Annotated in this window: 18 protein-coding genes and 1 pseudogene; 14 read left to right on the top strand and 5 right to left on the bottom strand. The window is 72.1% G+C overall.

What is annotated here, in order from left to right; all coding sequences use genetic code 11:
• Nucleotides 1-192 precede the first annotated feature (192 nt).
• Nucleotides 193-633, top strand: a pseudogene (locus tag AB0E24_RS10565) (GNAT family N-acetyltransferase); the annotation flags it as partial.
• Nucleotides 634-806: 173 nt separating this feature from the next.
• On the opposite strand, the gene AB0E24_RS10570 reads toward AB0E24_RS10565, so the two are convergent.
• Nucleotides 807-1610, bottom strand: coding sequence for a TetR/AcrR family transcriptional regulator (locus tag AB0E24_RS10570; protein WP_359376041.1), 804 nt, complete (start codon nucleotides 1608-1610; stop codon nucleotides 807-809).
• A 130-nt stretch (nucleotides 1611-1740) separates the two neighbouring features.
• Between AB0E24_RS10570 and AB0E24_RS10575 the strand changes: the two genes are divergently transcribed.
• Nucleotides 1741-2910, top strand: a complete 1170-nt coding sequence (locus tag AB0E24_RS10575) for an FAD-dependent oxidoreductase (RefSeq protein WP_069866992.1) — start codon at nucleotides 1741-1743, stop codon at nucleotides 2908-2910.
• Entirely contained in the window at nucleotides 2907-3662 is a 756-nt protein-coding gene (locus tag AB0E24_RS10580) for an alpha/beta fold hydrolase (RefSeq protein WP_359376043.1), read from the top strand. Before AB0E24_RS10575 ends, AB0E24_RS10580 begins: the two co-directional genes overlap by 4 nt.
• 148 nt (nucleotides 3663-3810) lie before the next feature.
• Here the strand turns inward: AB0E24_RS10580 and AB0E24_RS10585 are convergent, their stop codons facing one another.
• Both AB0E24_RS10585 and AB0E24_RS10590 read right to left on the bottom strand, forming a co-directional pair.
• Complete coding sequence (locus AB0E24_RS10585) at nucleotides 3811-4836, bottom strand: dipeptidase (protein WP_100809140.1); 1026 nt, start codon at nucleotides 4834-4836, stop codon at nucleotides 3811-3813.
• A 60-nt stretch (nucleotides 4837-4896) separates the two neighbouring features.
• Entirely contained in the window at nucleotides 4897-5121 is a 225-nt protein-coding gene (locus AB0E24_RS10590) for a MarR family transcriptional regulator (protein ID WP_347234018.1), read from the bottom strand.
• Between the two features lie 132 nt (nucleotides 5122-5253).
• Between AB0E24_RS10590 and AB0E24_RS10595 the strand changes: the two genes are divergently transcribed.
• Both AB0E24_RS10595 and AB0E24_RS10600 read left to right on the top strand, forming a co-directional pair.
• Entirely contained in the window at nucleotides 5254-6036 is a 783-nt protein-coding gene (locus AB0E24_RS10595) for an MBL fold metallo-hydrolase (RefSeq protein ID WP_099015359.1), read from the top strand.
• Nucleotides 6036-6701 (top strand): DedA family protein, encoded by a 666-nt coding sequence (locus AB0E24_RS10600; RefSeq protein WP_167503854.1) that lies wholly within the window; start codon nucleotides 6036-6038, stop codon nucleotides 6699-6701. The genes AB0E24_RS10595 and AB0E24_RS10600 overlap by 1 nt, the downstream gene beginning before the upstream one ends.
• 429 nt (nucleotides 6702-7130) lie before the next feature.
• On the opposite strand, the gene AB0E24_RS10605 is transcribed toward AB0E24_RS10600, so the two are convergent.
• Entirely contained in the window at nucleotides 7131-8768 is a 1638-nt protein-coding gene (locus tag AB0E24_RS10605; protein ID WP_069866996.1) for an FAD-dependent oxidoreductase, read from the bottom strand.
• Between the two features lie 164 nt (nucleotides 8769-8932).
• Here AB0E24_RS10605 and AB0E24_RS10610 point away from each other — a divergent pair, with 164 nt between their 5' ends.
• From AB0E24_RS10610 to AB0E24_RS10650, 9 genes are all read left to right on the top strand, one after another.
• Nucleotides 8933-10111, top strand: coding sequence for a SchA/CurD-like domain-containing protein (locus tag AB0E24_RS10610; RefSeq protein WP_069866997.1), 1179 nt, complete (start codon nucleotides 8933-8935; stop codon nucleotides 10109-10111).
• 72 nt (nucleotides 10112-10183) lie between these two features.
• On the top strand, nucleotides 10184-10591 hold the full coding sequence (locus AB0E24_RS10615; RefSeq protein ID WP_069866998.1) for a cupin domain-containing protein: 408 nt from the start codon (nucleotides 10184-10186) through the stop codon (nucleotides 10589-10591).
• On the top strand, nucleotides 10588-11856 hold the full coding sequence (locus AB0E24_RS10620; protein WP_069866999.1) for a beta-ketoacyl-[acyl-carrier-protein] synthase family protein: 1269 nt from the start codon (nucleotides 10588-10590) through the stop codon (nucleotides 11854-11856). The genes AB0E24_RS10615 and AB0E24_RS10620 overlap by 4 nt, the downstream gene beginning before the upstream one ends.
• A gap of 8 nt (nucleotides 11857-11864) precedes the next feature.
• The gene (locus AB0E24_RS10625; protein ID WP_087684314.1) at nucleotides 11865-13103 is read left to right on the top strand and encodes a ketosynthase chain-length factor; all 1239 of its coding nucleotides are present in this window, start codon (nucleotides 11865-11867) and stop codon (nucleotides 13101-13103) included.
• Nucleotides 13103-13357 (top strand): acyl carrier protein, encoded by a 255-nt coding sequence (locus AB0E24_RS10630; RefSeq protein WP_069867001.1) that lies wholly within the window; start codon nucleotides 13103-13105, stop codon nucleotides 13355-13357. Before AB0E24_RS10625 ends, AB0E24_RS10630 begins: the two co-directional genes overlap by 1 nt.
• Nucleotides 13358-13359: 2 nt before the next feature.
• Nucleotides 13360-13824 (top strand): SRPBCC family protein, encoded by a 465-nt coding sequence (locus AB0E24_RS10635; protein WP_069867002.1) that lies wholly within the window; start codon nucleotides 13360-13362, stop codon nucleotides 13822-13824.
• A gap of 2 nt (nucleotides 13825-13826) precedes the next feature.
• On the top strand, nucleotides 13827-14156 hold the full coding sequence (locus AB0E24_RS10640) for a TcmI family type II polyketide cyclase (RefSeq protein ID WP_069867203.1): 330 nt from the start codon (nucleotides 13827-13829) through the stop codon (nucleotides 14154-14156).
• Nucleotides 14157-14504: 348 nt separating this feature from the next.
• Entirely contained in the window at nucleotides 14505-15080 is a 576-nt protein-coding gene (locus AB0E24_RS10645; RefSeq protein WP_069867003.1) for a hypothetical protein, read from the top strand.
• Nucleotides 15081-15278: 198 nt separating this feature from the next.
• A complete protein-coding gene (locus tag AB0E24_RS10650; RefSeq protein WP_069867004.1) occupies nucleotides 15279-16004 on the top strand; it encodes a class F sortase in 726 nt (241 codons plus the stop codon).
• A gap of 93 nt (nucleotides 16005-16097) precedes the next feature.
• Here the strand turns inward: AB0E24_RS10650 and AB0E24_RS10655 are convergent, their stop codons facing one another.
• Nucleotides 16098-17171 (bottom strand): methyltransferase, encoded by a 1074-nt coding sequence (locus AB0E24_RS10655; protein ID WP_359376047.1) that lies wholly within the window; start codon nucleotides 17169-17171, stop codon nucleotides 16098-16100.
• Between the last annotated feature and the right edge of the window lies 1 nt (nucleotide 17172).

Consider the following 17172-nt stretch of genomic DNA (forward strand, 5'->3'; position numbering starts at 1 on the left):
GCCGCGCCCCCTCGAAAGGGATGGCGCCTCTCCTCAAAGCATGGCACAGCGGGCCGAACCCGGCCATCTCCCTCATGGGGCGGGCGCGGCTGGATGCGGGCCGTATGAGGGCCGGATGAGGGGATGGACGGGGGCCGGGTGGGGCGCCGGGCAGGCTCGACGCGATCGGCGGTGCACGGGAGACTGAGCCCCATGGTGCGACTGCGGGCGGTCTCGACGGACGACTGGCCCCTGTGGCGGGACGCCCGCCTGGCCGCGCTGACCGAGGCGCCGCACGCCTTCAAGGCCCGGCTCGCCGACTGGCACCGCGGTGGCGAGGAGCGGTGGCGCGCCCGGCTGGAGCTGCCGGGCGCCTACCACGTCGTCGCCCTGCTGGACGGCCGGACCGTCGGGATGGCGGGCGGCATGCCCGGGGACGGCGGGAGGCCGCCGGAGCTGAGGTCCGTCTGGGTCAGCCCCGAGGCGCGCGGCCACGGCGTCGGCGCCCTGCTGATCGGGGCGGTCGAGACCTGGGCCCTGCGGTCGGGCGCCACGGCGCTGCGGCTCGCGGTGCTCCCGGACAACGCGCCGGCGATCGCCCTCTACGAGCGGCATGGCTTCGTCGCCACCCGGGAGCCGGGTCCGGCGGCCGGGGTGTGCGTGCCCGTCCCGGCCCCCGGGACGATCGGCCACGACAGGGCCCTCCGTCGGCCCTCACCGTCAACCCCCGTCACCGGGGGCCCCGCCCTCGCGGCTGCGTCGGCGGACGGCTCGACCCGGGAGCTGGTCATGGAGAAGGCGCTCCGGCGGAGTTGAGCCCCGCCGCCTCAGTCCCCGGGGTCCACCCGGGACTTCGCCTCGGAAGCCTCGGAAGCCTCGGACGCCTCGGACGCCACCGCGGGGTCCTCCGGGAAGTCCGCCGGGGACGAGGAGAGCACCTCCGGCAGCGGGGTGTGCCGCGCCCCGGCGAGGAGGACGTCGAAGCCCCAGGCCAGCCGGTCCTGGGGAGAGCCGGACAGCAGCCGTGGGCCGAGTGCGGCGATATGCGGATGGGTCCGCGGTGAGACGCCCCGCACCACCGAGGCGAGCGCCCGCCAGTCGTCCTCGCTCTGGGGGGTGTCGCCGGGGGTCCGGTGGGCGTGCTCGGCGGCGGTCGCGGTGGCGAACTGGAGCAGCAGGTCGATCAGCCACGCGGCCCGGTCGGGCTCGATACCGCCCTCGTCCAGCAGGGCGAGCAGCGCCTCCACCAGGTTCAGATAGTGCTTCCCGAAGAGGCGGGCCACCAGGGCGGACTGGGCGAGACCGGGGTACTCGAACAGCACCGAGGTGTACGAGGTGAGGATCCGCACCAGCCGGTCGTGCCAGTCCCCGTCCGCCCCCGCCGGGCTCAGGTCGACCTCGCCGAGGAGTTCGTCCAGGACCGCCGCGTGCAGCTCGGCCATGTTGCGCACGTAGACGTAGAGCGAGGCAGGACCGGTGTCCAGCTCCTTGGCCAGGCGGCGCATCGTGACCCGCTCCAGGCCCTCGGCGCGCATGAGTTCGACCGTGGTGGCGATGATGCCTTCGCGGGTCAGGGCCGGTTTCGCCGGACGTTCCCGGCGGCTCCGCGGGGCGGTGGGGTGCGCTGTCATGGCGCCATCGTACCCGTTGGCGAACGCGTTCGCGACGAACGCGTTTGCCACGAACGCGTTCGTCGCCCTACGCTCATGCCATCCGCCGCGTACCGGCGCCAAGCCGGGGCCGAGCCAGGGAGGCATCTCCATGTCCACAGCACCCCGTATCGCCATCGCCGGAGCAGGGCTGGGAGGGCTGACGCTGGCGCGTGTCCTGCACGTCCACGGCATCGCCTCGACCGTCTACGAGCTGGACGCGTCGGCGACCGCCCGCGACCAGGGCGGCTCGCTGGACATGGATCCGGAGTCCGGCAGGCAAGCCCTGCTGCACGCCGGTCTGCTCGAGGAGTTCCGGCCGCTCAGCCGCCCCGAGGACGGGGAGCTGCGCCTGCTCGGCAAGGACGCCACGGTCGGCTTCCGCATCCCCGCGCCGGAACCGGGCGAGGGGGACGAGGGCGAGGAGCGCCCCGAGATCGACCGCCGGGCGCTGAGGGATCTGCTGCTGCGCTCACTGCCCGAGGGGACGGTCCGCTGGGGCCACAAGATCCGCTCGGCCTCCCCCGGCCCGGGGCGGCCCGCGCTCACCCTGTCCGACGGCCGGACCGTCGAGGCGGATCTGCTGGTCGGCGCGGACGGGGCGTGGTCCAGGATCCGGCCCCTGGTGTCCGAAGCCGACCCGGTCTACTCGGGGCTGTCGTACGTCGACTGTCTGCTGCGCGACGTCGACACCCGGCACCCCGCCGTCGCCGAACTCGTGGGCCGGGGAACGATGTTCGCCCTGGCGGACGAGAAGGGGCTGATCGCCCAGCGCAACGGCGGCGACCGGGTCCGCGTCTACGCCGCCGTCAAGGCGCCGGAGGAGTGGAGCCGTTCGGGCCTGATCGACCCCGCCGACCCGGTGGCGGCCAAGAAGCGGCTGCTGGACCTCTTCCCCGACTGGGACGAGGGGCTGCGCGCGCTGATCGCCGAAAGCGACGGCCCGCTCGTCGCCCGGCCCATCCACGCCCTGCCCATCGACCACCGCTGGGACCGGATGCCCGGTGTCACGCTCCTGGGCGACGCCGCCCATCTGATGTCCCCCTTCGCCGGGGCGGGCGCCAACCTCGCCATGCTCGACGGCGCGGAACTCGGCCTCGCCCTCGCCACCCACGACGATCTGGAGACGGCTCTGAACGCCTACGAGACACCCATGTTCCCGCGCGCCGAAGCGGCGGCCGCGCAGTCCGCCGACAACCTCACCGACTTCTTCCACCCGGACGGTCTGCGGATCGCACGCGAGACCTTCATCGCGCTCACCTCGGGCGGTGAGGCCCGATGACCACCCACCGGACCGGCGGATTCACGCTCGAGCCCTACCCCGGCCTCGCCCTGACGGTGCGGGACGTGGGCGCGGGCCGGCCCGTGCTCGTCCTGCACGGCGGTGGCGGGCCCGCCACCATGGCCGGTGTCGTGGACCACTTCGCCGCCACCTCCCGGGTCCTGGCGCCGACCCACCCGGGCTGGGAGGACACCCCGCGGCCCGAGTGGTTCTCGGACGTGGGCGACCTCGTCGAGACCTATCTGGACCTGCTGGACGACCACGATCTGCGCGATGTCCTGGTCATCGGCAGCTCCTTCGGCGGCTGGATCGCCTCCGAGATGACCGTGCGCGACCGGGGCCACCGCATCGGCGGGCTGATCATCATGGGCGCCTTCGGACCGGAGGTCGAAGGGCACGAGGTGCGGTTCCCCACCGCACCGCCCGGCCCGCCGCCCGGTGAGGGCCCCGGCGCGCCCGCACCGCGCCGGGGCCCCTCGCCCGCGGCCCTCCAGGCGCTGGTGGCCTACGCGGGGCCGTCGAAGTCGGATCCGAAGCTGCTGTACCGGCTGGCCCGGGTGACGGTGCCCGCCCTCGCGGTGTGGGGAGCGGACGACACCGTCGTCCCGCCCGACTTCGGCCGCGCGTACGCCGCCGCCATCCCCGGGGCGCGCTTCGCGCTGATCCCGGGCGCGGGCCACCTCCCCACCCGGGAGGCCCCGGAGACCGCCTTCGCCGCGATCGACGACTTCCTGGCCTCCATCGGGCGATGAGCGCTCCACCGGGATGGTGTGGGAAGCGCAGTGGGATGCCTTGGCTCATCCGCGACGCCGTCGTGGCCGGACGCGCCCCTTCGGGGCGGCCACCACCCCCTTCAGCCGGGGTCGTCCTCAGACGGGCAGTCCTCAGACGGGGCAGTCCTCAGGCGGGGCGCCCCAGCTCCTTGCGGAAGAGCTCCAGCACATTGCCGCCGAGGATCTTCTCGATGTCCCCCTCGGAAAGGCCCCTTCGGACCAGCGCCTCGGTCACCAGAGGCAGTCCGCGGGGGCCTTCGAGGCCGGGCACCAGCCACCGGGCGTACTCGACGTCCTCGCAGCAGGGCGGGGTGGTGTCCACACTGACCTCCTTGATGAAGTCCGGCCCCAGACCCACATGGCCGACGCCGATCACCTCGGCGATGTGGACGATGTGATCGGCCAGCCGGTCCACCGTGCGGTCGGCCTGGTCCACGGCCAGGAACTCACCGAGGAAGTTGACGCACACCGTGCCGCCGGTCGCGGCGATCCCGCGCAACTGCTCGTCGGTGAGGTTGCGATGGTGGTCGAGCAGCGCGCGGGCGGAGGAGTGGGTCGCCAGCACGGGGCGGGTGGCCAGCTCCAGCACGTGGGCGACCCCGGAGGCGCCGAGGTGGGAGACGTCGAAGAGGATGCCCAGACGCTCCATCTCCTTCAGCGCGAGGACCCCGGCCTCGGTGAGCCGACTCCCGGTGGCGTCCTCACCGCTGCCGTCGGCCAGGGCGGTACGGCCCCAGTGGGCGAGCGAGGCGATACGCACCCCGAGGCGGTGCAGGGTCGGCAGGAGCTCCACATTCGCGTCCAGCCCGGGGGCGCTCTCCAGCGCCAGCACCAGGGCGATACGGCCGTCGGCGAGCGCCGCGTCGATGTCGTCGCCGTCCAGGCACAGCCGTACCTCGTCGGCGTTGCCCTCGGCGAGGGTGTGGGCGCACTCGATCATCCGCAGCGTCTCGCGCAGCGCGCCCTCGGGGCGGAACTGGTCGTCGATGAAGACCGGCAGCACCTGGAGGTCCACCCCGCCCTCGCGCAGCTGCGGCAGCCAGCGCTCCCGGAAGTACCCGGCCCAGCGGTGCGGCGGGCGGGCGGTGACGGCTATCAGCAGGTCGTTATGGGCGTCGGCGACGACGGCGCGCCGGTGGAGTGCATCGCTCATACGGGTGTCGATGGCCTCTCGTGGGACGGCGGGGAGGGGGACGGCGGCGGTCATCGTGACCTACGGGCGGCCCGCCGGTCCATGGATTTTCCTGCGGCGGACGGGGATCGCCTCCCCGGCGTGGACACCGCCGACCGTGCGCCGCCGCTCGACCAGCGCCTCCCGCTCCAGCCCGGCGACCATCCGCACCGCCGCGGACTGGGTGAGCCCCACCCGGCGGCCGAGCTCGGTCACGCTCACACCGGGGTCGGCGCGGAGCACGATCAGCGCGGCGGCCGCGCTCATGCTCGGACGGGAGGCGGCGGCCAGGCGGCGAGCGGATCGTCCGTGATCGCCGGCGCCGTGGCTGGGTGAGCCGATGCGCCGCCCGGCGGGGTGAGAGGATCGGACACACGGCCCGAGGGACGGAGGCGGCAGATGTCGGTGGAGATCACCTGGTGGGGGCATGCCACCGCGACCGTGCGGGACTCCGGCGTACGGGTGCTGACCGATCCCCTCTTCGTACGGCGCCTGGCCCATCTGCGGCGCCGCCGCGGGGCCGTACCACCGGCGGCCGCGGCGGTGGTGGACGTGGCGCTGGTCTCGCATCTGCACGCCGACCATCTGCACCCCGGCTCGCTGGCCAAACTGCCGCCCGGCACCCGGCTGGTGGTGCCGCGCGGGGCCGGGCGGGCGGTGCCCGGGCTGCGGCGGGTGGTGGCGGCGCGGGGGCTGCGGGTGACCGAGATGGTGCCGGGGGACGTGTGCACGGTCGGCGAGGTGCGGATCCGGGCGGTTCCGGCCGCGCACGACGGGCGGCGGCTGCCGTACGGGCCGAGCCGGGTGCCCGCGCTGGGGTATGTGCTCAGCGGCGAGTCGACCACGTACTTCGCGGGGGACACCGGGCTGTTCGACCGGATGCCGGAGGTGGTGGGCCCGTGCGATGTGGCGCTGCTTCCGGTGGGCGGCTGGGGACCGTACCTCGGCCCCGGCCATCTCGACGCGGGCCGCGCCGCACAGGCGCTGGCGCGGCTGGGGGCGCGCTGCGCGGTGCCGGTGCACTACGGGACGTACTGGCCGATCGGGATGGACGCCATCCGTCCGCATGAATTCCACTCCCCCGGCGAGGACTTCGTGCGCCACGCCGAGCGGCTGGCCCCCGACACGGTGGTGCACCGGCTGGGCCACGGGGAATGCGTCCGGCTGGAGCCCGCCAGGTGATGGGGGATCTGGCGGATCTCGCGCGGAGCGTGCCGTCCGAGTCGACCCAGCAGGCGGTGGGGTACCCCTCGCTGTTCCTGCTGGTGGTGTTCGGGTCGCTGGTGCCGGTGGTGCCCACCGGGGCGGTGGTTTCCTCGGCGGCCGTGGTCGCCATCCACCAGACCGCTCCCCCGCTGTCGCTGCTGGTGGTCTTCGGGGTGGGCGCGCTGGCGGCCTTCTCCGGCGATGTGATGCTCTACTGGCTCGGGCGGCGCGGAGTGCGCTCGAAGAACGGCTCGCGGTGGCTGGAGCGGATCCACGACCACGCGGCGCCGGAGCGGCTGAACCAGGCGCGGGAGCGGCTGGAGGAGCACGGGGTGGCGGTTCTGGTGCTGTCCCGGCTGATCCCCGCGGGGCGGATACCGGTGATGCTCGCCTGTCTGCTGGCGCGCTGGCCGCTGCGGAGGTTCGCACGGGGCGCCGGACCCGCGGCGCTGGCATGGGCCGCCACGTACCAGCTGATCGGGATCCTGGGCGGCTCGCTCTTCCCCGAACCGTGGGAGGGCGTGGCGGCGGCCGTGGTGCTGACGGTCGTGATCAGCACGACCCCCGCGCTGTGGCGGCGGCTTCGGCGCCGTACCCCGCACGACGCCCGGAGCGAGGCCCGGAGCGAGGCCGCGGGCTGACGCCCCTTCGCCCGGACCGGGCCCGACGGCCCGGCGCGCTCCGGCAACACCCCTGCCGCACCGGCCCGCCCGGCCCGCCTTACGCGGCGAGGCTCGCCACCGCCCGACGTCGGCCTCTTACGGGAGTGTCCGGCGGATCTTTCCCCGCCCCGCCCCTTCCCGCAGCGTCGATATGTGGCTCCGCCACGTGGCAGGGGCTCCGCCCCTGGACCCCGGGGGTCCGGGCGGCTCGGAAGCGGAGGTTCGGGGCGTAGCCCCGGCGGGGTCCACGGGCGGGGAGGGGGCTCGCCCGCCGCAGGCGCCCCGACCCGGACCCGGCGGCCCGGAAGCCCGGGGTTCGTCCGGGCGCCTCCGCGGCGGGGCTCGTCACCCCGGTCGGCGGGGTGTCCCGCCGACCACGGGTGGGTGGCGCACAGGAGGAAGACGGCATCAGCCATCCAGCCGCAGTACCTCGCGCAGCGCACGCGTCAGCGCGGCCTCCGGGTCGGGCACCGAGCGCTCCACCCGCCAGGCGACGAAGCCGTCGGGGCGGACCAGGACCGCTCCGTCGGGGGCGGTGCCGTGGAGTTCGGCCCAGTCCACGCCCGGTTCTGGGGCGAGTTCATGGTCGGGTCCTTCGCCCACCCGGTAGCAGTCCAGCGGTACGCCGAGGGCGTCGGCGGCGCGGTGGCCCGCCTCGTACCAGGAGGCGCCGCCCGGTCCGGTGAGCAGTACACAGGTGCGCTCGTACAGATCGAGGGTGGACAGCCGCACCCCGCAGCGGTGCACCCACATATGGGGCGCGCGGTTGCCGGGTTCGGCCGAGACCTCGAACTGGTCGGGCACCGCGGGCGCGGCGGGGTCGGCGCCGACGACCGCGCCGCGCACATAGCGGTAGCCCATGGCGACCGCCATCACATTGCTCTGCGGGCCCTCGGTGGCGGGTGCCGAGTAGCCGGGGTGGCTGTGCTCGGCCGAACGGGCGGCGGCGCGGGCGCTGGTGGCCTTGGCGACCGGCCGCCGCTCCACGCCGTAGGTCTCCAGGAGTCCGGGGCCCGCCCAGCCGCCCATGACGGCGGCGATCTTCCAGGCCAGGTTGTGGGCGTCCTGGATACCGGTGTTGGAGCCGAAGGCGCCGGTGGGCGACATCTCGTGGGCGGAGTCCCCGGCGAGGAAGACCCGGCCGTCGGAGTAGTGGTCCGCGACCCGCTCGGCCGCGTGCCAGGGCGCCTTTCCGGTGACCTCGACCTCCAGGTCGGGCATGCCGACGGCGGTGCGGATGTGCCGGGCGCAGCGCTCGTCGTCGAACGCCTCCAGCGGCTCGCCGTGCTCGGGGTGCCAGGGGGCGTGGAAGACCCACTGCTCCTGGTTGTCGACCGGCAGCAGCGCCCCGTCGGCCTCCGGGTTGGTGAGGTAGCAGGCGATGAAGTGGCGGTCCCCGACCGCGTCCGCGAGCCGCTTGGCGCGGAAGGTGACGGACACGTTGTGGAACAGCTCACCGCGTCCGCTCTGCCCGATGCCGAGCGCCTCGCGCACCGGGCTGCGGGGGCCGTCGGCGGCGATGAGGTAGTCGGCGCGGACCGTGGAGCGCCGCTCGGACCTGCGGTCCAGAAGCGTGGCGGTGACCCCGTCCGGGTCCTGCTCGAAGGAGATCAGCTCGGTGGAGAACCGCAGCTCGCCACCGAGCCCCTGGGCCGCGTCCAACAGCACCGGCTCCAGGTCGTTCTGGCTGCACAGACACCATCCGGCGGGGCTGATCCGGGCGGCCTTGCCACCCGGATCCATCTCCCGGAAGAGCCAGTTGCCCTCCGTACCGGTCAGGGACGGGGTCTGGAGGATTCCGTGGTTGTCGGCCAGGACGGACGCTGCCTCGCGGATCGCGGACTCCACTCCGGCGGTGCGGAACAGTTCCATCGTCCGGATGTTGTTCCCCCGTCCGCGCGGGTGGTGCGAGGTGCGCGGGTGTTTTTCGACCAGCAGATGACCGATCCCCAGTCGGCCCAGGAACAGTGAGGCGGACAGGCCCACCAGGGAGCCGCCCACGATGAGGACGGGCACACGCTCAGCATTGTCGGCAAGACGGTTCATTTTGCTGCTATGCCCGGTGTTTCCGGGCTCCTCCGGGGCGCTGACCAGGCGTCGCTCGGATGGCTCACATATCTCGCGCCATTGGTGGGAGCGCCCCACGATCGTCTAACGAGCGGGTGTCCTCGATGCCCGGAAGGACGCGTCCGCGAAATAAGGAGTGGAATATGAGCACCCTGTCCGACATTCCGGAGACCACGGTGAATCAGTCACCGGCGACCGTGGAATCCGCTCTCACCGACACCAGATTGCGCGTCGTCTTGCTGGTGCAGGTCAACAGCGGTGCCGAGCAGCGCTTTCTCCGTGCCTACGATCAGCTGTCCCAGCAGGTGGCCGCGGTGCCCGGGCACATCAGCGACCAGCTGTGCCAGTCGATCGAGAATCCCTCGCAGTGGCTGATCACCAGCGAATGGGAAAGCGCCCCTCCGTTCCTGGCCTGGGTGGACAGCCCCGCGCACCGGGAGATGGTCAAGCCGTTCCACGGCTGTGTGGAGGACACCCGCTCACTGCGGTTCAGCATCCTGCGGGAGACCCTGACCGCCGGATCCGCACCCGTCGATGTCACCACCCGGGGTGTCGACGCCGCGCTGCGGGTCGGCGACGGGCTGGTCCGGCAGGCGCTCACCTTCACGGTGAAGCCCGGCAGCGAGGACGCCGTTGCCAAGATCCTCGCCGATTACGCCTCCCCCGAGGCACGGGTCGACGAGACCACCCGGCTCTCCCGCACCTCCGTGTTCATGAGCGCCAACCGGGTGGTGCGGGCCGTGGAGGTCAAGGGCGATCTGACCGCGGCGCTGCGCTTCGTGGCCCGGCAGCCGGAGATCAGGGCCGTCGAGGAGGCCATCAATCCGTATCTGGAGGAGGACCGCAACCTCGACGACCCCGGCTCGGCACGGGAGTTCTTCGCCCGCGCCTCCCTTCCGGTGGTCCACCACATGACGACCGGTGGGCCGCGCCCCGCCCAGGGCGTCCACCGGCACGCCCTGATCTACCCGGTCAAGACCGGCTGTGGACCGGCGGTGGCCAGTCTGCTGGCCCGCCAGGACGAGCTGGCGGTGAACAAGGAGATGGCCGCGGAGCAGTCCGCCAAGACCCTGCTGAGCAGCACCATCTTCCAGCGTGACGACATCGTGGTCCGGCTGGTGGACCTGAGCGTGCCGCTGGACCACCACCCGGCCATGGCGGCCGGTGTGAGCGGACGGCGGGCGGCCGCCGTGCTGGGCCGCCTCCTCGACCTCGGGGCGGACGGGGCGGTGATCGATCTGTCGGTCGACGACGGGCTGCGCCGCTTCCTCGCCGGCTGCGACATGACCCCGATCACCGACCGCCAGGCGGCGGACCACTGACGACGTCTCTCCCTCTTCGCACCTTTCCACCCCTTGGCGCGGACCGCGCAACGCTACCTGGAGGAAGCCATCATGACCACGCAGTCCCCTCTCGTCGTCGACCTCGCCGCGGTCGCCCCCAACCGCCGGCGCGGTGGCGACGTGCGCGCCATGCTCACCCCGACCCTGGTGGGCGCCACGAGCGGCTTCATGGGGATGGCCATCGTGGGGCCCGGTGAGCGGGTCGCCGAGCACTACCACCCGTACTCCGAGGAGTTCGTGTACGTCGTCAGCGGCGATATGGAGGTGGACCTGGACGGTGAGGCGCATCCCCTCCGCCCCGACCAGGCGCTCCTCATCCCCATCAACATGCGGCACCGGTTCCGCAACGTGGGCACCACCGAGGCCCGGATGGTCTTCCACCTCGGGCCCCTGGCGCCGCGCCCCGAGCTCGGTCATGTGGACACCGAGGCCGCGGAACCCGCCGAGGCGACGTCGTGACCCGACGGGTGGTGGTCACCGGGCTCGGCGTCGTCGCCCCTGGCGGGCTAGGCGTTCCGGCGTTCTGGGACATGCTGACCGCGGGCCGTACGGCCACCCGCAACATCACGCTCTTCGACGCGGAGCGGTTCCGCTCCCGCATCGCCGCCGAATGCGACTTCGACCCGCTGGCCGGCGGTCTGAGCTTCGAGCAGATCGAACGCTCGGACCGCTATGTGCAGTTCGCCCTGGTGGCCGCCCAGGAGGCGGTCCGGGACTCCGGTCTGGACCTCCAGGCGCTCAACCCCTGGCGGATAGGGGTCTCACTGGGCAGCGCGGTCGCCGCCTCCACCCGGCTGGAGCAGGACTACGTCAAGGTCAGCGACGCCGGTGAGCACTGGGATGTGGACCACCGCAAGGCGGGTCCGCACCTTCAGCACGCGTTCTCCCCGAGCGCGCTGTCCTCCGGGGTGGCGGAGCTGACCGGGGCGCAGGGCCCGGTGCAGTCGGTCTCCACCGGCTGCACCTCCGGTCTGGACGCCATCGGATACGCCTTCCAGGCGATCGAGGAGCGGCGGGCCGATGTGTGCGTCGCCGGGGCCGCGGACTCGCCGATCACCCCGCTGACCGTGGCCTGCTTCGACTCGATCAAGGCCACCTCGGCCAACAACGACAACGCGGCCACCGCGTCCCGGCCGTTCGACGCCCACCGGGACGGCTTCGTCCTCGGCGAGGGCGCCGCGGTGCTGGTCCTGGAGGAGCTGGAGCACGCCCGTGCCCGAGGGGCCCGGGTGTACTGCGAGTTCCGGGGGTTCGCCACCTACGGCAACGCCTACCACATGACCGGTCTGACCCGGGAAGGGCTGGAGATGTCCGAGGCGATCGACCACGCCCTCGGCCACGCCCGCGTCAACAGCTCCGACGTCGACTACGTCAACGCGCACGGCTCGGGCACCAAGCAGAACGACCGCCATGAGACGGCGGCCGTGAAGCGGTCCCTGGGCGAGCACGCGTACAAGACCCCCATGAGCTCGATCAAGTCCATGGTGGGCCATTCCCTGGGGGCGATCGGCGCCATCGAGGTGGTCGCCTGCGCCATGGCCCTCGCCCATGGCGTGGTGCCGCCGACGGCCAACTACGAGACCCCCGACCCCGAATGCGACCTCGACTACGTCCCGCGCACCGCCCGCGCCCTCCCGCTGCGCAATGTGCTGTCGGTCGGCAGCGGGTTCGGCGGCTTCCAGTCCGCGGTGGTGCTGAGCCGGGCGGACGGGAGTGCGGCATGAAATCCCCGATGAGCGCCCGTACCCGGGGCGCGGCCGTCACCGGTATCGGTGTGATCGCCCCGGGCGGGGTGGGCACCGACGCCTTCTGGAAGGCCACCCGGGAGGGCATCACCTTCCTCGACCGGATCTCCCGCGAGGGCAGTGAACACTTCCCGGTCCGGATCGGCGGCCAGGTCCGCGGGTTCGATCCGGGCTCGATGATCGAGGAGCGCTTCCTCGTCCAGACCGACCGCTTCACCCACTTCGCGATGGCCTCGGCCGATCTCGCGCTGGACGACGCCCGGCTGCCGGTGGACGACATGTCCCCGTTCGCCGTGGGCGTGGTGACCGCCGCCGGTTCCGGCGGCGGTGAGTTCGGCCAGCGGGAGCTCCAGCAGCTGTACGGCAAGGGGCCGCGCTATGTGGGCCCGTACCAGTCCATCGCGTGGTTCTACGCGGCCAGCACCGGCCAGGTCTCCATCCGGGGCGGGTTCAAGGGCCCCTGCGGAGTGGTGGCGAACGACGAGGCCGGCGGTCTGGAAGCGCTGGCGCACGCCCGCCGGTCCATCCGGCGGGGGGCGGACGCGGTGGTGGCGGGCGCCTCCGAGGCGTCGCTGGCGCCGTACTCCATCGTCTGCATGCTCGGCTGGGACGAGCTGAGCCGGGCCCGTGACGCGGGCCGGGCCTATCTGCCGTTCACCGAGGACGCCTGCGGATTCGCGCCCGGCGAGGGCGGGGCGATGCTGGTCGTGGAGGAGGAGGGGGCCGCCCGGCGCCGCGGGGTGCGGATCCGGGGCTTCATCGCGGGCTACGGCTCGACCTTCACCGGGCCGTCCCGCTGGGAGCGGTCGCGGGAGGGGCTCGCCCAGGCCATCCGGGTGGCCCTGGAGGACGCGGAGTGCGCCCCGGAGGAGATCGACGTGGTCTTCGCCGACGCCCTCGGCGTGCCCGAGGCGGACCGCGCCGAGGCGCTGGCGATCGCCGACGCCCTGGGGCCGCACGGCACCCGGGTCCCGGTGACCGCGCCGAAGACCGGGTTCGGCCGGGTGCACTGCGCGGCTCCCACGCTGGACGTGGTGGCCGCGCTGCTCTCGATGGAGCACCGCGTCGTGCCCCCGACCCCGTACGTCACCGACGTCTGCCATGACCTCGACCTCGTCACCCGCAGCTCCCGCCCCGCCGAGCCGCGGACGGCGCTGGTGCTCAGCCGAGGGCTCATGGGTTGCAACGCGGCGCTCGTGCTCCGCGGACCGGAAGGAGATTACTGATGTCCACTCAACTGTCCTACGGGGAACTGGCCACGCTGATGAAGCGGTGCGCCGGGCTCACCGTCGACCCGGACATGATGCAGGCCCGGCCGGACTCCACCTTCGAGGAGTACGGCCTGGACTCGCTCGGTCTGCTCGCCATCGTGGGCGAGCTGGAAAACCGTTACGGCACCCCGATCGAACCGGGCGCCGAAAGCTGCAAGACCCCCGGTGACTTCCTCGACGTCATCAACACCTCACTCACAGGAGCATGAAGATGGCAGGCCACACCGACAACGAGGTCATGATCAAGGCGCCGTTCGACCTCGTCTGGGACATGACCAACGACCTGGAGAACTGGCCGCAGCTGTTCAGCGAGTACGCCTCGGTCGAGGTGCTCCAGCGGACCGGTGACACCACCACCTTCCGCCTCACCATGCACCCCGACGAGGACGGCAAGGTCTGGAGCTGGGTCTCCGAGCGGGAGACCGCCCGCGATGTGCGCACGGTCTGGGCGCGCCGTGTGGAGCCCGGCCCCTTCGCGTACATGAACATCCGCTGGGAGTACGAGGAGGAGTCCGAGGGCACCCGCATGCGCTGGACCCAGGACTTCGAGATGCGGCCCGAGGCGCCGGTCGACGATCCCACGATGACGGATCACATCAACCGCAACTCCCGTATCCAGATGGATCTGATCCGGGACAAGATCGAGCAGCGGGCCCGCGAAACGGTGGGGGCATGACCATGTACCGCACCATGATCGTGGCCAAGATGCAGCGGGACGCGGCTCCCCAGGTCGCCAAGATCTTCGCGGAGTCCGACCGCGGCGAGCTGCCCAAACTGATCGGCGTCACCGGCCGCAGCCTCTTCCAGTTCGGCGATGTGTATCTGCACCTGATCGAGGCCGAGCGGCCGCCGGCCACCGAGGTCACCAAGTACGCCAAGCACCCGGAGTTCCGCGACGTCAGCACGCGCCTCCAGCCCTATATGCAGGCGTACGACCCGGAGACCTGGCGTGAGCCCAAGGACGCCATGGCGCACGAGTTCTACCGCTGGGACCGCACTCAGGGGTAGCGCAGCGCCGCACAGGGCCGCCGACGGAGTTCACACCTCCCGGCGGCCCTTTTCGTCATCCGCTTTCGTCATCCGCCGCGGTTTCGTCATGCCCGGCGGATGAAAATCTCACACTACTGGGCTCATCGGAATGATGTCTGCTGAAAAGGTGAAAGGGCATCAGCCCGTTCGCGCGGCAAATGAGTGATCATTGCGCTTATCTCCACCCAGAGGGCTTACAACCGAGCAGATCGCAGGCCGCGCCGAGTGGCAGGGGGAGCCCTCTTCGCTGACGGTGGTTGAGACGCCGATGCGATCCCTTTATCTGGCAAATAGTCAGTATCGCGACGGCGCCGGAAGGAATGACTCATGCGATCTACTCGCGCACTCTTCACCGGGGCGGCGATTGCCGCCACCCTGACCCTGGGCGCCCCCGCCGCCGCGTTCGCCGCCGACGTCTCGGACCCGGGCGGTCACGGTGGGTACTCGAGCAGCCAGGAGTCCTCCGAGGACGGCTACGGCCAGGGCGGCAGCTCCTGGAAGGACAAGGACGACCACGGCCGCGAGGAAGGCCGGGAAGAGCACCGCAAGGAAGAGGAAGAGCACGGCAAGGAAGAGATGAAGGGCAAGGACGAGGGCGAGGAGCACGAGTTCGGCCACGGCAAGGAAGAGGGCAAGGAAGAGGGCAAGGAAGAGGACAGGGAGCACGAGTTCCGCCGCGACCACGACTTCGGCCGCGAGCACGACCGCGACCACGACTGGTCCGGTGGCTCCTGGAAGGACCACGAGAAGGGCGAGAAGCCGCGCGGTGGCGTTCACACCGGTGGTGGCGGTCTGGCCAACTCGGGCAGCGGCATGGCCGCCGGCTCGGTCCTGCTCCTCGGAGGTCTGGGCGCCGGCGCCTACGCCCTGCGTCGCCGCAAGCCGACCGGCACCGCGATCTGAGCCTGACCCTTCGTATTCTGTGCTGCCGTGGCACCTCCGCCGAGCGGTGGTGCCACGGCAGTTCCACGAGCGCTATGAGAAAAGCGGCCGTGAGAAAAGCGCCTTGGGCAAAGCAATGTGCTACAGAGCACTGCGGGACAGAGCACTTTGGGACAAGGCGCTATGAGACAAGGCGCTGTAAGAAAGGCGAACACCCCTATGGGAAAGCCGGCCAAGCAGGGCGCTGCCGATGGCAACACCCGTATCCTCCGCTGGGCCGCCGCGTCGGCCCTCATCGGCGTATTCCTCATCTACAACTCCGTTGACGCCGCCTCCCAGAACACTCCGTCGGTGGCCCGGCCCACGGCCAGCGCCCCCGCGTCCATCTCCGAACCGGAGAGCGACACCTCGAACGAGGACGAGTACGCGGACTCCTCGGAGTCACAGACCGCCCCCGAGTCCCGTCCGGGCCCCGCGCTGCCGCGCTCCCCCGCGTCCCATCTGGACATCCCCTCGATCGGGGTGAGCGCGCCCTTCGTCCCGCTGGCGCTCGACGCCGCGGGGGTGCTGGTCCCGCCCCCGGACACCGAGCAGAACCTGGTGGGCTGGTACGAGGGCGGCCCCTCGCCCGGTGAGCGCGGCAACGCCATCGTGGCCGGCCATGTGGACACCAAGGTCGGCCCCGCGGTGTTCGCCACCCTCAGCCAGCTCAAGCCGAAGGGCAAGGTGGCCATCACCCGCGAGGACGGGATCGTGGCGACCTTCGTGGTCGACAAGATCAAGACGTTCAAGAAGAACGCCTTCCCGGACGAGAAGGTCTACGGGGACACCTCCAACGCCCAGCTGCGGCTGATCACCTGCGGCGGGGTCTATGACCACACGGCCAAGGACTACACGGCCAATGTGGTGGTGTTCGCGCACCTCAGCTCGTACCGGTACAGCTGACCCACCGAGCGCTCCGCGGGAAGCGCGCGGATACGCCACGGTGCCCGCGTCGTCGAGGAAGGACGACGCGGGCACCGTGGCGTTGGCGTACCGCTAGCGGCGGGCCGTGGCGGGCACCGTGGAGTCGAAGGCGTGCAGCGCGCCGTTGACGGGCCGGATGTCGGTCACGTTCAGACCGGCCTCGGTCATCCGCGCCACCATGCTGCTCTCGGTGTGCTTCCGGCCGCCCACATTGAGCAGCAGGAACAGATCCATCGCGGTGGTGAAGGAGGAGAGGCTGTTGTCGACGAGATTCTCGATGACGACCACCCTGGCGCCGGGCCGCGCCGCCGCGACCACGTTGGCGAGCGTCCGGCGGGTGCTCTCGTCGTCCCATTCGAGGATGTTCTTGATGATGTAGAGGTCGGCCTCGACGGGGACCTCACGGCGGCAGTCGCCGGGCACCAGCGTCGCCCGCGAGGCCAGGGCCCCGCCGTCCCGCAGCCGTGGATCGGCGTTCGCCACCACCTGCGGCAGATCCAGCAGCGCACCGTGCAGCGCCGGGTGCCGTTCCAGCAGGCTGGCCAGCACATGCCCCTGGCCGCCGCCGATGTCCACCACCTCCTTGACCCCGTCGAGTTCGAGGAAGGCGGCGACGTCGGCCGCGGACTGCCGGCTGGAGGTGGTCATCGCGGCGTCGAACACCCGGGCCGACTCGGGCGCGTCCTCATGGAGATAGGCGAAGAAGTCCTTGCCGTAGATCTCCTTGGCGACACAGCCGCCGGTGCGCACCGCCCGGTCCAGCAGCGGCCACGCGTCCCAGGTCCATGGCTCGGTGCACCACAGGGCGATGTTCCGCAGACTGCCCGGGGTGTCCTCGCGCAGCAGCCGGGACATCTCGGTGTGCCGGAAGCGGCCGTCGTCGCTCTCGGCGAAGATCTGGCAGCAGGCCAGGGAGCGCAGCAGCCGGCGCAGCGGATCGGGCTCGACGTCCACGGCGGAGGCCAGTTCGCCGATGGAGGCGGGCCGCTCCCCCAGCGCGTCGGGGATCCGCAGCCGGACCGCGGCGCGTACCGAGGCCGCACGCGCGGCGCCGAAGACGATCTCCCGCAGCCGCATGGGCGGCGGGAGTGCGGCCGCCGGTGGGGGCTGTGCCGCGGAAGCAGAGGTGGTGTCCACAGTGGTCATC

Origin of the sequence: Streptomyces malaysiensis subsp. malaysiensis (genome assembly GCF_040653035.1) — a bacterium.
GTDB lineage: Bacteria > Actinomycetota > Actinomycetes > Streptomycetales > Streptomycetaceae > Streptomyces > Streptomyces malaysiensis.